We start from the raw sequence: 15,953 nt of genomic DNA, 5'->3' as shown, positions 1-15,953 counted from the left end.
AACATATGCTTTTTTTATGGTGACTTACCTCACAGAGTGCCCACCGCGCGGGGTAGCGGCGAATTTGACATCTCCTGCTACCCGCTATTTTTTGTCAGCATAAAACTCTGCAAAAATGAAAAATAATCGCTATCAAAATGAATAAATCATGAAGAAAAGAAATGGCGCTTGTTACAGAATTTCTGCGGTGTTCTATTCTTGAAGAGAGGCTCTCCAGACAGAGAGAGTCGCCAACAATGAGGGCGCGCTAATGGCTACGATTGACTCGATGAATAAGGACACCACTCGTCTGAGCGATGGACCCGATTGGACGTTTCCGCTGCTCGAAACCTACCTGGCGGAGATCGACCGGGTGGCGAAGCTGTACCGTTTAGACACCTACCCGCACCAGATTGAAGTGATCACCTCCGAGCAGATGATGGACGCGTACTCCAGCGTCGGGATGCCGATTAACTACACCCACTGGTCGTTTGGCAAAAAATTTATTGAGACCGAGCGCGGCTACAAGCACGGGCAGCAGGGGCTGGCCTACGAGATTGTCATCAACTCAAACCCGTGTATCGCCTATCTGATGGAAGAGAATACCGTCACCATGCAGGCGCTGGTGATGGCGCACGCCTGCTACGGCCACAACTCCTTCTTTAAAAACAACTATCTGTTCCGTAGCTGGACCGATGCCAGCTCCATCGTCGACTATCTGCTGTTCGCCCGCAAATACATTACCGACTGCGAAGAGCGCTATGGCGTGGACGAGGTAGAGCGCCTGCTCGACTCCTGTCACGCGCTGATGAACTACGGGGTGGACCGCTACAAACGGCCATCCAAAATCTCCATGCAGGAAGAGAAAGCGCGGCAGAAGAGCCGTGAAGAGTATCTGCAAAGCCAGGTGAATATGCTGTGGCGCACCCTGCCGAAGCGCGATGAAGAGAAAGCCATCGAGTCGGCCCACCGCTATCCGTCCGAACCGCAGGAAAACCTGCTCTATTTTATGGAGAAAAATGCCCCGCTGCTGGAACCGTGGCAGCGTGAGATCCTGCGCATCGTGCGCAAGGTCAGCCAGTATTTTTATCCGCAGAAGCAGACCCAGGTGATGAACGAAGGCTGGGCCACCTTCTGGCACTACACCATCCTCAACCATCTTTATGATGAGGGGAAAGTGACCGAGCGCTTTATGCTCGAGTTCCTGCACAGCCACACCAACGTGGTGTATCAGCCGCCGTACAACAGCCCGTGGTACAGCGGAATTAACCCGTATGCATTGGGCTTTGCCATGTTCCAGGATATTAAGCGCATCTGCCAGAATCCGACGGAAGAGGATAAATATTGGTTCCCGGATATCGCAGGCTCAGATTGGCTGACCACCCTGCACTTCGCGATGCGTGATTTTAAAGACGAGAGCTTTATCAGCCAGTTCCTGTCACCGAAAATTATGCGTGATTTCCGCCTGTTTACGGTGCTGGATGACGATCGTAATAACTATCTGGAGATTTCGGCGATTCATAATGAGGAGGGGTATCGGGAGATTCGTTCGCAGCTTTCGTCCCAGTACAACCTCAGCAATCTGGAGCCGAATATTCAGGTGTGGAACGTGGATCTGCGCGGCGACCGTTCGCTAACGCTGCGCTATGTGCCGCATAACCGCGCGCCGCTCGATAAAGGGCGTCGTGAGGTGCTTAAGCATGTGCATCGTTTGTGGGGGTTTGATGTGCATCTGGAGCAGCAGAATGCGGACGGCAGCGTGGAGCTGCTGGAGCGCTGCCCACCGCGGCCAAATGCGCTGTAACCTGGTATTGTAGCCCGGACGAGGTGCAAAGCGCCGACTCCGGGTTTTCTCTTTATATTGTTGGATATTGTAGGCCGGATAAGCGAAGCGCCATCCGGCAATGTGCCACAGAGTGCCGGATGGCGCTTCGCTTATCCGGCCTACAGGGAACGAAACTAGCGCACTGACTAGCGGCTATGGATCGCCAAATCCCCAGGCAATGTCTTCTGCATCCGATGCCAGATCTCACCGCTATCGTGACCGTAGCGACGCACCGTCTCATACACCTTATCGTGCGCCCCCTCTTCACACAGCTTCGCCAGCTCATGATAGAAGCCAAGCGCCAGGCTACGTGCTTCCGGGCTTGAGAAGTAATGACGGCCCAGACGGGTATACAGACCTTTCATGCCGTTGAGGATCAGCCCATAGATAGGGTTACCGGAAGCAAACGCCAGGCCACGGAACACGCCGTAGTCCAGTTCGGCAAATGCATCGGCATAATCTTCCACTTCGCGCGTTTTCGCGAGCACTTCCAGCGATTTTTCAGGGTGCTGACGGAAAGCGGTGCGGATGTAGATGGTCGCGATATTGGTGCGCACGGACAGCAGATTATCAATCAGCTGCGGTACGCTATCGTGATCAAGACGCGCCAGCGTTTCCAGAATATTGAGGCCGGACGTTTCCCAGAAGTTATTCACTTTCGTCGGCTTACCGTGCTGGATAGTTAACCATCCATCACGCGCCAGACGTTGCAACACTTCACGTAAGGTCGTGCGGGTCACACCAATTAATTCCGAGAGTTCACGTTCAGCGGGAAGAATAGACCCAGGAGGGAAGCGATTATTCCAGATACTTTCAACAATATACTCTTCAGCGAAACCCGCCGGGCTTTGCGCCTTAATGACCATAGTAATAATTCCATTACACAGCGTTGCAATTAGACTCATCATACCAGAGGCGACATAGAGCAGATAGCATGGCCAACGAATTAAAAAGGGATCGCCGTTTCATTTTTCACATTTCTTTTGGCTCATAAAATCCCGCCTAACAGGCTATGTCTGGCAGTGACGTTGATTTAATGGTAAAAAATGACATCTTTTCAGGAGGAAGACGGTTGTCATGGAAATCTCTTACGGTCGCGCGTTGTGGCGAAACTTTCTTGGTCAGTCACCGGACTGGTACAAGCTGCTGCTGATTATTTTCTTAATCATCAATCCGCTGGTTTTTTTAATTCATCCCTTTGTCGCCGGGTGGTTGCTGGTCGTGGAGTTTATCTTCACCTTGGCAATGGCGCTGAAGTGCTATCCGCTGATTCCCGGCGGGCTGCTGGCGATTGAGTCGGTTTTGATAGGCATGACCTCACCCGCGCACGTGCGCGATGAGATAGCCGCCAACCTTGAAGTGCTGCTGCTGCTGATCTTTATGGTCGCCGGCATCTACTTTATGAAGCAGCTATTGCTGTTTATCTTCACTCGTCTTTTGCTCACTATCCGCAGCAAACGGCTTTTATCAATAGCATTCTGCGTGGCCGCCGCCTTCCTCTCGGCGTTCCTTGATGCGCTAACGGTCGTAGCCGTGATTATCAGCGTGGCGGTGGGCTTTTACAGCATCTACCATCGGGTGGTGTCGTCGCGCCCTGACGATGACGATCTGCTCGACGATAGTCATATCGACAAACACAATCGCGTGGTGCTGGAGCAGTTCCGCGCCTTCCTGCGCAGCCTGATGATGCACGCCGGCGTCGGAACCGCGCTCGGCGGCGTGATGACGATGGTCGGCGAGCCACAAAATCTGATTATTGCTAAAGTCGCCGGCTGGCATTTCGGCGAGTTCTTCCTGCGCATGTCGCCGGTCACCCTACCGGTGTTTATCTGTGGCCTGCTGACCTGCTGGCTGCTCGAGAAGTACAAAGTCTTCGGCTATGGCGCTGAGTTGCCCGACCCGGTACGTAAAATTCTGCATGATTTCGACGAGCGCAGTCGCCAGCAACGCACGCCACAGGAGAAAATGCGGCTGATTGTCCAGGGCATCATCGGCGTCTGGCTGGTGCTGGCGCTGGCGCTGCATCTGGCTGAGGTGGGGCTGATTGGCCTGTCGGTGATTATCTTCGCTACCGCATTTACCGGCATCACCGATGAACATGCCATTGGCAAAGCCTTTACCGAAGCGCTGCCGTTTACCGCCCTGCTTACGGTCTTTTTTGCCGTGGTGGCGGTGATTATCGACCAGCATCTCTTTGCGCCCATTATCGACTTCGTACTGCAAGCGTCGCCGCACGCTCAACGTTCGCTGTTCTACATCTTTAACGGTGTGCTGTCGTCCATCTCCGATAACGTGTTTGTCGGCACCGTTTATATCAACGAGGCGAAAGCCGCGCTGGATAACGGGGCTATCAGCCTGCCGCAGTTTGAACTGCTGGCGGTGGCCATCAACACCGGCACCAACCTGCCGTCGGTGGCGACGCCAAACGGCCAGGCGGCCTTCCTGTTCCTGCTCACCTCGGCGCTGGCGCCGCTGATTCGCCTCTCCTACGGGAGAATGGTGTGGATGGCGCTGCCTTATACGTTAGTCCTGACGCTTATTGGCCTGCTGTGCGTCGAGTTTACGCTGCAACCGGCGGTAGACTGGATGATGAGTAATGGGCTTTTAGTTTTACCTCAATAGCTATTAATAACGACTCAGCGATTCAATGCCGACAACTTTTGTTCGAGCGTTGAATCGCTATTTACGAATAATTGCGTATCACCCGATGGCACGGCTATCGTTTTCGTTTACACTGCGCTTTCAAAGCACGTTCCAGGGAAATGTTTATGTTGCGATATTTAAACCAGAGCTCACGTGGCCGCAGTGCCTGGTTATTAATGGCGTTAACCGCTTTTGCGCTTGAGTTAGTGGCATTATGGTTCCAGCACGTGATGCTATTAAAGCCGTGCGTACTCTGTATTTATGAGCGCTGTGCGTTATTCGGGATTATGGGTGCAGGCTTGGTCGGCGCTATCGCGCCAAAGAGTCCGCTGCGCTATGTGGCCCTGCTTATCTGGCTGTACAGCGCCTTCCGCGGCCTGCAGTTAGCCTGGGAACATACCATGATTCAGCTGCACCCGTCGCCGTTTATGACCTGTGATTTTATGGCGCGCTTCCCAAGCTGGCTGCCGCTTGATAAGTGGCTGCCGCAGGTGTTTGTCGCATCAGGTGATTGCTCTGTTCGTCAGTGGGAATTCTTATCACTGGAGATGCCGCAGTGGCTGGTCGGCATTTTTGCCGCCTATCTGATTGTGGCGCTGCTGGTGCTGATTGCCCAACCGTTCAAACCGAAAAGACGCGACCTGTTCGGCCGCTAATCACGATCTTGCCGGCGGCCTTGCTCAGGCTGCTGGCAAGCTATCCTACCAACGACCATATCCCATACCCCACCGCAAACAGCAGGCTCCAGCCGCTTAGATTGATAATCAACGCCAGCATTAACAGCTTTATTGGATTACGCATACGCATCCTTATACCGAATCGCTTTTATTCTCTATCGGCCCGGTATAAGAATTTCGTAGGGATTTAAGGCGGGAAATATAAAAACAGCGAATGGTTCCGCAAATTGCGGTTTATTTAGCCCAATCAGGCTTATTTAAGATATGGTCCTGCCAGTCATGCACTTCTGATTCTTTTACCGCAATATGGCGCACGGAAATACGCTCACCGTGCATCGCCGCTTTAGAACCAGTGATGAGCGGGTGCCACTGGGGCAGCGGCTGCCCTTCCGCCAGCAGACGATAGGCGCAGGTATGCGGAAGCCATTCGAAGGTGGGCAGATTGTCGCGGGTCAGCTTGATGCAGTCCGGCTCGTACTCGAAGCGGCGTTCATAGTTACGGCACTGGCAGGTTTTGATGTTGAGCTGGCGACAGGCCACGTTGGTGAAGTAGATTTCGTCGGTATCTTCATCCATCAGCTTGTGCAGGCAGCATTGCCCACAGCCATCGCACAGCGACTCCCATTGTGCATCTGTCATTTCATCAAGGGTTTTGCTCTGCCAGAAAGGTAATTCGCTCATCAGGATGTCCACATCAAAAATCAGGGTGCTTCTTATAACCAGTCTGGCACAGGGATGCAAGTTTTGCCGCCCGAATGGGGCGGCAAGGTGGGCTTACAGTACGCGGGTGGTCAGAGACAGGCCGTTAAACTGCACCTCAAGCTCATCACCTGCGTGCAGCGGGCCAACGCCTTCCGGCGTACCGGTCAGCACAACGTCACCCGGTTTCAGGGTAAAGAAGCGGCTCATATAGGCAATCAGCGGCACAATCTTGTGGATCATGTCAGACGTACTGCCCTGCTGGCGCACTTCGCCGTTAATGGTCAGGCCCAGCGAAATATTCTGCGGGTCGCCCTCAAAGGCGGAAACGGGAATAAAGCCGGAGATCGGGCAGGAATTATCAAAACCTTTGGCTTTTTCCCACGGCTGACCGGCCTTCTTCATCTTCCCCTGAATGTCGCGCAGAGTGAGGTCCAGCGCCACGCCGTAGCCGGCAATCGCTTGCAGTACGTGATCTTCGGTTGCCTGACGCAACGTGCTGCCAATGAGTACCGCCAGTTCGACTTCATGATGCACGGAGCCAAGGCCCTGCGGAAGAATCAGCGGCTGGCGCAGGTCGCATAGCGCCGTTTCCGGTTTGATAAAGAGCACAGGTTCTTCCGGCGTTGCGCTGCCCATTTCCTGGATATGTTTTGCATAATTACTGCCAACACAGACAACTTTGCTTACCGGGTAATCCAGCAGAGCACCCTGCCAGTTATGATGCTGATACATGCTTTTCCCTTACTCGTTGTTCAACCATGGAGGCATTTAGGCCGGAAGCGAAGCGGTTACTCGCTCTTATTTTGCGACTCAGCCAAATGCTGCTTTAACAGATTTTCAGGCGGTGGCGGGATCTGTAAATAATAACCCTGCTCTTTTAGCGCCTGTTTTACTTTTTCCAGATCGGCATTGACGGTTTTCTTACGTCCATCAAGCGGCAGCAGCATGGCTAACTGCGGCTGACCGAAGCCCTGCATCAGTTCCTGAGGCACACGGGAGAAATCGTCTTTTTTTTCGACATACAAATAGGTTTGATCACGTTTAGAACTACGATAAATCACACAAAACATACTTTATACTCGGAATTAGGACAGTGGTTACTTGCTTGAATATATATGTGACTATAACATGACTGATAGTCTTCGGAATATCACTGCGCAAAGCGCTGCGATAAATAGCAAATTGAGTAAGGCCAGGATGTCAAACACGCCAATCGAACTAAAAGGCAGCAGCTTCACCCTATCTGTGGTTCATTTGCATGATGCAAAGCCCGAGGTTATTCGTCAGGCGTTGGAAGACAAAGTCGCCCAGGCTCCGGCCTTTTTCCGTCATGCCCCGGTGGTAGTCAACGTCGGTAACCTTGAAGAATTCACCCAATGGCGCGCCATTCAGCAGGCCATTATGTCTGTGGGTTTACGCATTGTTGGCGTCAGCGGCTGTAAAAACCCGCAGTTTAAGGCGGCCATCGACCAATCCGGCCTTCCTTTACTGACTGAAGGTAAAGAAAAAGTTTCCCGCCCGGTCCCCGTAGAACAGCCCAAGCCCGTAGAACCTGAACCAATTGTTAGTCCGATCACAAAAACGCGAATGATTGATACGCCAGTACGTTCCGGTCAGCGCATTTATGCACCAAACTGTGATCTGATTGTGACAAGCCACGTTAGCGCGGGCGCAGAGCTGATTGCCGATGGGAATATTCACGTTTACGGCATGATGCGTGGACGCGTTCTCGCCGGTGCCGGCGGAGACCGGGAAGCACAAGTATTTTGTACCCACCTGGCGGCGGAGCTGGTCTCCATTGCCGGGGAATATTGGCTGAGCGATCAGATCCCAGCCGAATTTTATGGCAAAGCGGCGCGTCTGCGTTTAGACAACAGCGCTTTGACTATTCAACCGTTAAATTAATCCCTTTTTAACAAGGAATTTCTATGGCACGCATTATTGTTGTGACTTCAGGTAAAGGGGGCGTGGGCAAGACCACCTCCAGCGCGGCCATCGCAACTGGTTTGGCGCAGAAGGGAAAGAAAACGGTCGTTATCGATTTTGATATCGGCCTGCGTAACCTTGACCTGATCATGGGCTGCGAACGTCGTGTAGTATATGATTTTGTTAACGTTATTCAGGGCGACGCTACGCTGAACCAGGCGTTAATCAAAGATAAGCGTACCGAGAATCTCTTTATCCTGCCTGCATCTCAGACCCGTGATAAAGATGCGCTGACCCGCGAAGGCGTCGAGAAAGTGCTCGACGAACTGAAGAAGATGGAATTCGACTTCGTGGTCTGCGACTCCCCTGCTGGTATTGAAACCGGCGCGCTGATGGCGCTCTATTTCGCTGATGAAGCGATCATCACCACTAACCCGGAAGTGTCGTCCGTTCGTGACTCCGACCGCATTCTGGGCATTCTGGCGTCGAAATCCCGCCGCGCCGAAAATGGTGAAGAACCGATTAAAGAACACCTGCTGCTGACGCGCTATAACCCAGGCCGCGTGAGCAAAGGCGATATGCTGAGCATGGAAGATGTGCTGGAGATCCTGCGCATCAAACTGGTCGGTGTGATTCCAGAAGATCAGTCAGTGCTGCGCGCCTCTAACCAGGGCGAGCCGGTGATTCTGGATACCGTGTCTGACGCAGGCAAAGCCTACGCCGACACCGTCGATCGTCTGTTGGGAGAAGAACGTCCTTTCCGCTTCATTGAAGAAGAGAAGAAAGGTTTCCTCAAACGCCTGTTCGGAGGATAAATCATGGCATTACTCGACTTTTTTCTCTCACGGAAAAAGAATACCGCCAACATTGCTAAAGAACGCCTGCAGATCATTGTCGCGGAACGCCGCCGCAGCGATGCAGAACCGCACTATCTGCCGCAGTTAAGGAAGGATATTCTGGAAGTGATTTGCAGGTACGTGCAGATTGACCCAGAAATGGTCACGGTGCAGTTAGAGCAAAAAGACGGGGATATTTCGATTCTGGAACTCAACGTCACGCTACCGGAAGCAGAAGAGTCAAAATCCTGACTTTCGGTGGGGTAAAAAAAGGCGCTAGTGATAGCGCTTTTTTTGTGCCCGCTATTTGAGACCTGTAGGCCTGATAAGCGCAGCGCCATCAGGCAGCTCCGGTGCGTAATTGCCGGATGGCAGCGTTGCCTTCCGGCCTACATGTTCGGATACCCGTAGCTTAACGCGGGTACGCCGTTAACAGCTTGTCCAGCGCGCCGCAGAGCAGCTCACCGCGCCAGCCAGAGATCATCTCCGGCATCGTGGTGCGAGGCTTCAGCTGCCAGTGCCAGTTCAGCAACTGGTTGATCTGGCGGCGGGATGCCAGCATTTCAGGACTGACGTCATTCGCCTGCCCCACTTCCTGCACCAACGCCTTAATCTCTTTGAACGCTTTGCGGTAGCCCGGCATATCCATCAGGTTCAGCAGCGGTTCCGGCAACGCGTCATCCGGCAGCGCCTGGGCTTTTTCCACAAGGCTAATCAGCGTTTTGCCGTGGAAGCGAATTTCGCTGCCGGAAAGCCCCAGGCTGTCCAGTTCGCCAAGGCTGCCCGGCATGTAGCGCGCCACGCTCCACAGATGCTCTTCACGCACCACAAAGTTCACCGCCAGGTCACGCTCGCGTGCTTTACGCAGACGCCAGTCCGCCAGCAGTTGCAGACACGCCAGCTGGCGCGTACGCAGCTGCCAGGCGTTGGTGATATCGCGCCAGGCGTCGGCTGGGTCAGTCACTTCCTGACGTCGCTGCTGCATCAACTGACACTCATTGAGCGCCCAGTCCAGTCGCCCGGCCTGTTCGGTTTCCGCCATCAGCTTGTGGGCGATAGGCAGCAGGTACCAGACATCCGCCGCCGCATAGTCGCATTGACGCGAGGTCAGCGGACGAGCCAGCCAGTCGGTGCGCGACTCGCTCTTATCCAGCTCAACGCCAGAATACTCGGCCACCATCGCGGCAAAGCCCCAGGACATTGGGCGACCGCAAAACGCCGCCAGCACCTGAGTATCGATCAATGGCTGCGGCATGGAACCGAAGGTGTTCATAAACACTTCCAGATCTTCACTCCCCGCGTGCAAGAACTTGGTGATGTTGCGATCTTGCAGAATCGCCTGCAGCGGCGACCAGTCGGTAATATTCAGAGGATCAATCAGCGCCGTACGCTCGCCGTCGAAAAGCTGAATCAGCCCTAGCTGCGGATAATAGGTGCGGGTACGGACAAATTCGGTGTCCAGCGCCACGGCGGTGGTCTGACGAACCGCGTCACACAGGGTGGTGAGCTCGTCGTTGGTGGTGATCATCTGATAGTTCAAATCGTACTCTCTTAGATTGTGCCAAAAAAAAACGCCAGCAGAGCTGGCGTTTGGCATCATGACTCGTGACTTATCCCTTATTGTCCACTTTGGCGCGGGCTTCGTCACGTAATTCTCGTCTTAAAATTTTACCGACGTTCGACTTCGGTAATTCCTTACGGAATTCAACCAGTTTCGGCACTTTATAGCCGGTAAGCTGACGGCGACAGAAGGTAATCAGCGCCTCTTCGGTCAGGCTTTCGTCTTTCTTGACCACAAAAATCTTCACCGCTTCACCGCTGTTGCCGGACGGCACGCCCACGGCGGCCACTTCCAGCACACCGGTGTGCTGCATCACCACGTCTTCAATTTCGTTCGGATACACGTTGAAGCCGGAAACCAGAATCATATCTTTTTTACGGTCGACGATGCGCAGGAAGCCCTCTTCGTCCATCACCGCGATATCGCCGGTGTGCAGCCAGCCGCCTTTGAGGATTTCATCGGTGGCATCAGGACGCTGCCAGTAGCCTTCCATCACCTGCGGCCCTTTCACGCACAGCTCGCCCGGCTGACCGACTGGCACTTCATTATCGTCGTCATCTACCAGCTTCACATCGGTAGATGGCACCGGCAGGCCAATGCTGCCGCTGTGATAGTCGATATCGTGCGGGTTCACGCTCACCAGCGGCGCGCATTCGGTCAGGCCATAGCCTTCCAGCAAATACTGCCCAGTCAGCTTCACCCAGCGTTCCGCCACCGCGTGGTTCACCGGCATCCCACCGCCTGCAGAGAGATGCAGGGTTGAGAAATCCAGTTGCTGGAACTCTTTATTGTTCAGCAGCGCGTTAAACAACGTATTCACCCCGGTCATGGCGGTGAACGGGTATTTCGCCAGCTCCTTCACCAGCCCCGGAATATCGCGCGGGTTAGTGATGAGAATGTTTTTACCGCCCAGTTCGATAAACAGCAGGCAGTTCATGGTCAGCGCAAAGATGTGGTACAGCGGCAGCGCGGTGATAACCACCTCTTTGCCTTCGTGCAGCAGCGGCCCGTAGGTCGCTTTCACCTGCTCAAGGTTTGCCAGCATATTGCGGTGGGTCAGCATCGCCCCTTTCGCCACGCCCGTCGTCCCGCCGGTATATTGCAGGAAGGCGATATCGTCGGCCTTCACTTCCGGCTTCACGTACTGCAGGCGATAGCCATTATGCAGCGCGCTGCGGAACGAAATGGCGTCCGGCAGATGATATTTCGGCACCAGTCGCTTGATGTATTTGACCACGAAGTTAACCAGCGTGCCTTTCGCCGTGGAGAGCTGGTCGCCCATGCGGGTCAGGATCACGTGTTTAACCGAGGTTTTATCGACCACTTTTTCCAGGGTATGGGCAAAATTGGAGACAATAACAATCGCCTGCGCGCCGCTGTCGTTCAGTTGATGCTCCAGCTCGCGCGGGGTGTACAGCGGGTTAACGTTCACCACGATCATCCCGGCACGCAGAATGCCAAACAGGGCAACCGGGTATTGCAGCAGGTTAGGCATCATCAGCGCGACGCGGTCGCCCTGCTTCAACCCCAGACCATGCTGGAGATAAGCGGCGAAGGCGCGACTGCGTTCTTCGAGCTTACGGAAGGTCATGACTTCGCCCATGTTGACGAAGCCAGGCTGGTCGGCAAAGCGCGTTGCCGAGTGTTCGAACAGTTCCACCAGGGATTGATAACGGTCAGGATTGATCTCTGCCGGGACATCAGCAGGATAACGGTTGAGCCAAACCTTTTTCAAAGCATCACCTCTAAAATACGTATTCGTCGTCATCGCAACCCCAAATGATAAACTTTCATTAACATTATATTAACTCAGCGTACCAGTTTAAGAATTAATCAGAATTAAGGTTGCGAAGCGCGTCACTCTTTATTTTTTTTATATCCATTACAACGAAGAAACAGCGGGCTAGCCGCTGTTTCTTTTTTGTCTGCTTTACATCAGATCTTATTCAGTTACGACGTTCCGAACTTCAGCGGGGCCGCTGTTATACCATCCCCAGCCGCCGTAACCGTAACTCCAGGGGCGCGGACCAAACATCCACGGGTCGATAGGCTGAGGCGGCATCACCACCTGCTGGGCCACATGCCAGCGTTTGTAACCCGTCACTTTCATCTGCAGGAAGTTATATTTGGTGGTGCCGACTTTGCCTTCAACCGCGCCAACAATTGGCCCCACCACCGTGACGAGCTGGCCACGGAAGTCAACCGGGTCGAGGAAGCCATTCACCTCGGCATAGATACGCCCGCGCGAGGCCTCACCCAGAATCGGACGAGCACCGCCGTCTAGCGGGACGGTGGCTATCTCCAGACGGGTATTGCCCTGCTGGTTTTCGATGCCGACGACGGTGCCGCCAAAGCGAGCTTCCTGGCCGACATACAGCTGCGGTGCCGCCATGACCCGTACCAGATCCTGCTGCGGCGTTGGGCTGCTGCCCTGAATGGCATCCGGCACGCTGACGCAACCGCCTAACGCGAAGGCGATAAGCCCCACTGCGGCTCCACGAATAAGAAAACTTTTACCTGCCATGATGCTGCTCCTGATTTTTACGCTCTCTACCTACTGAGATTCATTCACGGCCAGGAAGTTTCTTCCACGCAACATTGTTACGCAAATAAACCGGTTCCGCTTTATCCACGGCGACGGTTTTGCCCTGCTCCAGCATGGCACAGGCGATAGGCAGCATGTCTTCGGCTTCCGGTAACGTCACGTTACCGTCAACCAGCGTCGCGTTCGCGCCCTGCGCCATATCAGGCCAGGCGGCCCAACCGGTGCCGACGGTCGCCCATTCGCCGCTGAGTTCAGCCAGACGCTGTTGCACCGCTTCCGGTTTCAGCACCGCTTCGCTCTCTTCGCCATGCCAGATACCGTTTTCATCACGCTGGTATTCAGCCCAGTAAACTTCACCCATACGGGCGTCGATAGCCGCCAGCACGCGGGTAGCGCCCTGCTTACGCCAGGCGCCCTGCGCCATGGTAACGAGGGTCGATACGCCGATCATCGGCAGCTCTGCGCCCAGCGCCAGACCTTGTGCGATACCAATGCCGATACGCACGCCGGTGAAACTGCCCGGCCCACGGCCGAACGCCAGCGCGTCGAGGTCGGTCAGGCTTACGCCGCCTTGAGTGAGGATATCCTGCACGATAGGCAGGATACGTTGGGTGTGTTCCCGAGGACAAAGCTCGAAGTGGGCACAGGTGTTGCCATCATTCCACAGAGCAGCCGAGCAGGCTTCCGTGGCGGTATCGATAGCCAGAATTCGCATGGTTAGTCGCGCTCTCGATCAACAAAATGGCGCGCATCTTATCACACTTTGCTCTGTATTACCGCGTCGATGACAGCGCCAGGAAACGCGTCGCCCGCCGAATATCGCGGGTGCGCGGCGCGGGCGGCAGGCTGGCGAGGAAGGTGGCGCCGTACGGGCGCATCACCAGGCGGTTGTCGCAAATCACCAGTACCCCGCGATCGTCCACGTCACGAATCAGTCGCCCAACGCCCTGCTTGAGGGTAATGACCGCATCCGGCAGTTGGACCTCTTCAAACGGGTCGCCGCCTCGCAGACGGCAGTCTTCCATGCGCGCTTTCAACAGCGGGTCGTCCGGTGAGGTGAACGGCAGTTTGTCGATGATCACCAGCGACAGCGCATCGCCGCGCACGTCGACCCCTTCCCAGAAGCTGCTGGTCGCCACCAGCAGGGCGTTACCGGCGCTGACGAACTGCTGAAGCAGCTGGCCTTTGCTGGTCTCCCCCTGGAGCAGCACCGGCAGCGTCATGGTGGCGCGGAACTGTTCGGCGAGGTCGCGCATCATGGCGTGTGAGGTGCAGAGCATAAAGCAGCGCCCGTCGTTGGCCTCAATCAGTGGTTTCAGCATCGCCGCCAGGTGGCGCGCGGCCCCCGGCTGGTTCGGCAGCGGCAGATTACGCGGCACGCACAACAGCGCCTGAGTGGCGTAGTCAAACGGGCTTGGCAGCAGCAGCGATTCCGCCGCTTCAATGCCGAGGCGTTCGGTAAAGTGGTGCAGGTCATCGTTCACCGACAGCGTCGCGGAGGTAAAGATCCAGCTGCCCGGTTTGGCTGCCATCACCTCTTTGAATTTATCCGCCACGGTGAGCGGCGTCAGTGCCAGGGTAAAGTGGCGAGAGTTGCATTCGTACCAGTAGCTGTAGCCGGGCTTGTTTATCTCTTTGAGGCGCTTTAAGCGCGCGCGATACAGGGTTGCACGTTCAAAGGCGGCATCGAGCAAGGCTGAGCGGCCGAGAGAGAGTTTCGCCACGTCGTAGCACAGTTCGAGGGCATCATCGAGCAGCAGCAGCGAGCGCTGCACGGCGGTTTCCGCCAGCAGCTCGCGCAGGTTGCCACGGTAACCGGGGTCGCCCACCTGCAGGCGGAAATCCTGGGTGGCCTGTGCCAGGCGATCGGCGCACTTTTGCAGCTGCTGGGTATCTTTCAGTTCGGTGCGGTAGGCAATGACCACATCTTTAGCGAGGTCCAGCAACTGGCGACTGGAGAGCGACTGACCAAAGTACTGGCTGGCAATATCCGGCAGCTGATGGGCTTCATCGAAGATCATCACGTCGGCCTCGGGGATAAGCTCGCCGAAGCCGCTCTCTTTCACCACCATATCGGCGAGGAACAGATGATGGTTGACCACCACCACGTCGGCATCCATCGCCTTTTTACGCGCTTTGACCACAAAGCAATCCTGATACTGCGGGCAGTCGCTGCCCAGGCAGTTATCGTTGGTGCTGGTGACCAGCGGCCAGGCCTGGGAATCTTCCGCCACGCTAACGCAGGTGCTGATGTCGCCATCCACTGTCTGGTTAGCCCAGCTGCGCAGTAAAATAACGTCGCTGAGGGTTTGCACCGGCAGGTCGCCACCCGCCATCGCCTGCTGCTCTAACCGTTCGAGGCAGAGGTAGTTTGAACGCCCTTTCAGCAGCGCCAGCTTGCCGGCGAAGGAAAGCGCGGTGGCGACGGTCGGCAGGTCGCGGCTGTAGAGCTGATCCTGCAATGCCTTCGAGCCGGTGGAGATAATGGCTTTTTTACCTGAACGCAGCGCAGGGGCCAGATAGGCATAGGTTTTCCCGGTGCCGGTACCCGCTTCAACCACCAGCGGCTGGCCGTTATCAATCGCCTTCGCGACGGCGTGCGCCATCTGACGCTGCGGTTCACGCGGTTTAAAGCCGGTTATCGCCTGCGCAAGCTGGCCATCTTCTGCAAAATCGTCCGTCACGTTACCCCCTGGAAAAATTCCCAGTGATTATGTCAGGCGAACCCCGCTTATGCCAGCCGAAGTCGTGACGCGGCGTCGACAATGTGGCAGTCTTAGCGCGTTTACGTGATGTTAAAAGGAAAATGAAATGACAATTGTACGTATTGATGCCGAAGCCCGTTGGTCTGATGTCGTCATCCATAACAATACGCTGTACTACACCGGCGTACCGGCAAACCTGGACGCCGATGCGTTTGAGCAGACGGCAAATACGCTGGCGCAAATTGATGCGGTGCTGGAAAAACAGGGCAGCAATAAGTCGCGCATTCTCGACGCCACCATTTTCCTGCCGGACGGCGACGATTTCGCAGCCATGAACAAAGCGTGGGATGCGTGGGTAGTCGCTGGTCACGCGCCGGTACGCTGCACCGTGCAGGCGAAGCTGATGAACCCGAAATACAAGGTTGAGATTAAGATTATCGCCGCGGTATAAATCGGTATTCCGTGCCTCCGCGGGGTCGGCGAGACACGGTATCTGTAGGCCGGATAAGGCGGCACGCCGCCATCCGGCAACGTGCGTCTAATGCCTGATGGCG

The 15,953-nt window shown here is 55.2% G+C and carries 16 protein-coding genes; 7 read left to right on the top strand and 9 right to left on the bottom strand.

All coding sequences use genetic code 11. The features are described 5' to 3' along the window. The first annotated feature begins 250 nt into the window (after nucleotides 1-250). Complete coding sequence (locus ACLGE8_RS10695) at nucleotides 251-1,783, top strand: SpoVR family protein (protein ID WP_410998406.1); 1,533 nt, start codon at nucleotides 251-253, stop codon at nucleotides 1,781-1,783. A 167-nt stretch (nucleotides 1,784-1,950) separates the two neighbouring features. Here the strand turns inward: ACLGE8_RS10695 and fadR are convergent, their stop codons facing one another. Further along, the gene (fadR, locus tag ACLGE8_RS10690) at nucleotides 1,951-2,670 is read right to left on the bottom strand and encodes a fatty acid metabolism transcriptional regulator FadR (RefSeq protein ID WP_185667684.1); all 720 of its coding nucleotides are present in this window, start codon (nucleotides 2,668-2,670) and stop codon (nucleotides 1,951-1,953) included. A 211-nt stretch (nucleotides 2,671-2,881) separates the two neighbouring features. Between fadR and nhaB the strand changes: the two genes are divergently transcribed. Next, nucleotides 2,882-4,426, top strand: a complete 1,545-nt coding sequence (gene nhaB / locus ACLGE8_RS10685; protein WP_410998405.1) for a Na(+)/H(+) antiporter NhaB — start codon at nucleotides 2,882-2,884, stop codon at nucleotides 4,424-4,426. A 146-nt stretch (nucleotides 4,427-4,572) separates the two neighbouring features. Beyond that, entirely contained in the window at nucleotides 4,573-5,103 is a 531-nt protein-coding gene (gene dsbB, locus ACLGE8_RS10680; protein ID WP_185667682.1) for a disulfide bond formation protein DsbB, read from the top strand. A gap of 255 nt (nucleotides 5,104-5,358) precedes the next feature. Here dsbB and ACLGE8_RS10675 read toward each other — a convergent pair whose 3' ends face one another. From ACLGE8_RS10675 to ACLGE8_RS10665, 3 genes are all read right to left on the bottom strand, one after another. Continuing rightward, entirely contained in the window at nucleotides 5,359-5,805 is a 447-nt protein-coding gene (locus ACLGE8_RS10675; protein WP_410998404.1) for a YcgN family cysteine cluster protein, read from the bottom strand. A 93-nt stretch (nucleotides 5,806-5,898) separates the two neighbouring features. After that, complete coding sequence (locus ACLGE8_RS10670; protein WP_368301529.1) at nucleotides 5,899-6,558, bottom strand: fumarylacetoacetate hydrolase family protein; 660 nt, start codon at nucleotides 6,556-6,558, stop codon at nucleotides 5,899-5,901. A gap of 56 nt (nucleotides 6,559-6,614) precedes the next feature. Next, nucleotides 6,615-6,896, bottom strand: coding sequence for a YcgL domain-containing protein (locus ACLGE8_RS10665; RefSeq protein WP_185667679.1), 282 nt, complete (start codon nucleotides 6,894-6,896; stop codon nucleotides 6,615-6,617). A 127-nt stretch (nucleotides 6,897-7,023) separates the two neighbouring features. Between ACLGE8_RS10665 and minC the strand changes: the two genes are divergently transcribed. From minC to minE, 3 genes are read left to right on the top strand one after another with little or no spacing between them, the layout of a single operon-like run. Next, on the top strand, nucleotides 7,024-7,731 hold the full coding sequence (minC, locus tag ACLGE8_RS10660; RefSeq protein ID WP_410998563.1) for a septum site-determining protein MinC: 708 nt from the start codon (nucleotides 7,024-7,026) through the stop codon (nucleotides 7,729-7,731). 23 nt (nucleotides 7,732-7,754) lie between these two features. Then, a complete protein-coding gene (gene minD, locus ACLGE8_RS10655) occupies nucleotides 7,755-8,567 on the top strand; it encodes a septum site-determining protein MinD (RefSeq protein ID WP_185667677.1) in 813 nt (270 codons plus the stop codon). Between the two features lie 3 nt (nucleotides 8,568-8,570). Next, entirely contained in the window at nucleotides 8,571-8,840 is a 270-nt protein-coding gene (minE, locus tag ACLGE8_RS10650; protein WP_035894584.1) for a cell division topological specificity factor MinE, read from the top strand. 160 nt (nucleotides 8,841-9,000) lie between these two features. Here minE and rnd read toward each other — a convergent pair whose 3' ends face one another. The 5 genes from rnd to ACLGE8_RS10625 form a co-directional block, all read right to left on the bottom strand. Then, on the bottom strand, nucleotides 9,001-10,116 hold the full coding sequence (gene rnd / locus ACLGE8_RS10645; protein WP_410998561.1) for a ribonuclease D: 1,116 nt from the start codon (nucleotides 10,114-10,116) through the stop codon (nucleotides 9,001-9,003). A gap of 82 nt (nucleotides 10,117-10,198) precedes the next feature. Next, nucleotides 10,199-11,884 carry a long-chain-fatty-acid--CoA ligase FadD gene (gene fadD / locus ACLGE8_RS10640; protein ID WP_410998403.1) on the bottom strand — a complete coding sequence of 562 codons (1,686 nt, stop codon included), beginning with the start codon at nucleotides 11,882-11,884 and terminating at the stop codon, nucleotides 10,199-10,201. A gap of 207 nt (nucleotides 11,885-12,091) precedes the next feature. Further along, nucleotides 12,092-12,673, bottom strand: a complete 582-nt coding sequence (locus ACLGE8_RS10635) for a Slp family lipoprotein (protein ID WP_410998402.1) — start codon at nucleotides 12,671-12,673, stop codon at nucleotides 12,092-12,094. A gap of 40 nt (nucleotides 12,674-12,713) precedes the next feature. Then, on the bottom strand, nucleotides 12,714-13,409 hold the full coding sequence (tsaB, locus tag ACLGE8_RS10630) for a tRNA (adenosine(37)-N6)-threonylcarbamoyltransferase complex dimerization subunit type 1 TsaB (RefSeq protein WP_410998401.1): 696 nt from the start codon (nucleotides 13,407-13,409) through the stop codon (nucleotides 12,714-12,716). Nucleotides 13,410-13,467: 58 nt separating this feature from the next. Then, nucleotides 13,468-15,378, bottom strand: a complete 1,911-nt coding sequence (locus tag ACLGE8_RS10625) for an ATP-dependent DNA helicase (protein ID WP_410998400.1) — start codon at nucleotides 15,376-15,378, stop codon at nucleotides 13,468-13,470. A 127-nt stretch (nucleotides 15,379-15,505) separates the two neighbouring features. Here ACLGE8_RS10625 and ACLGE8_RS10620 point away from each other — a divergent pair, with 127 nt between their 5' ends. Beyond that, nucleotides 15,506-15,850: a RidA family protein gene (locus ACLGE8_RS10620; protein WP_185667672.1), complete on the top strand. Its 345-nt coding sequence runs from the start codon at nucleotides 15,506-15,508 to the stop codon at nucleotides 15,848-15,850. Nucleotides 15,851-15,953: the final 103 nt, after the last annotated feature.

Source organism: Kluyvera sp. 142486 (genome assembly GCF_046569695.1).
Classification (GTDB): Bacteria; Pseudomonadota; Gammaproteobacteria; order Enterobacterales; family Enterobacteriaceae; genus Kluyvera.
Note: the sequence above shows the minus strand (reverse complement) of the source record. Positions and strands in the feature narration are given on the sequence as shown.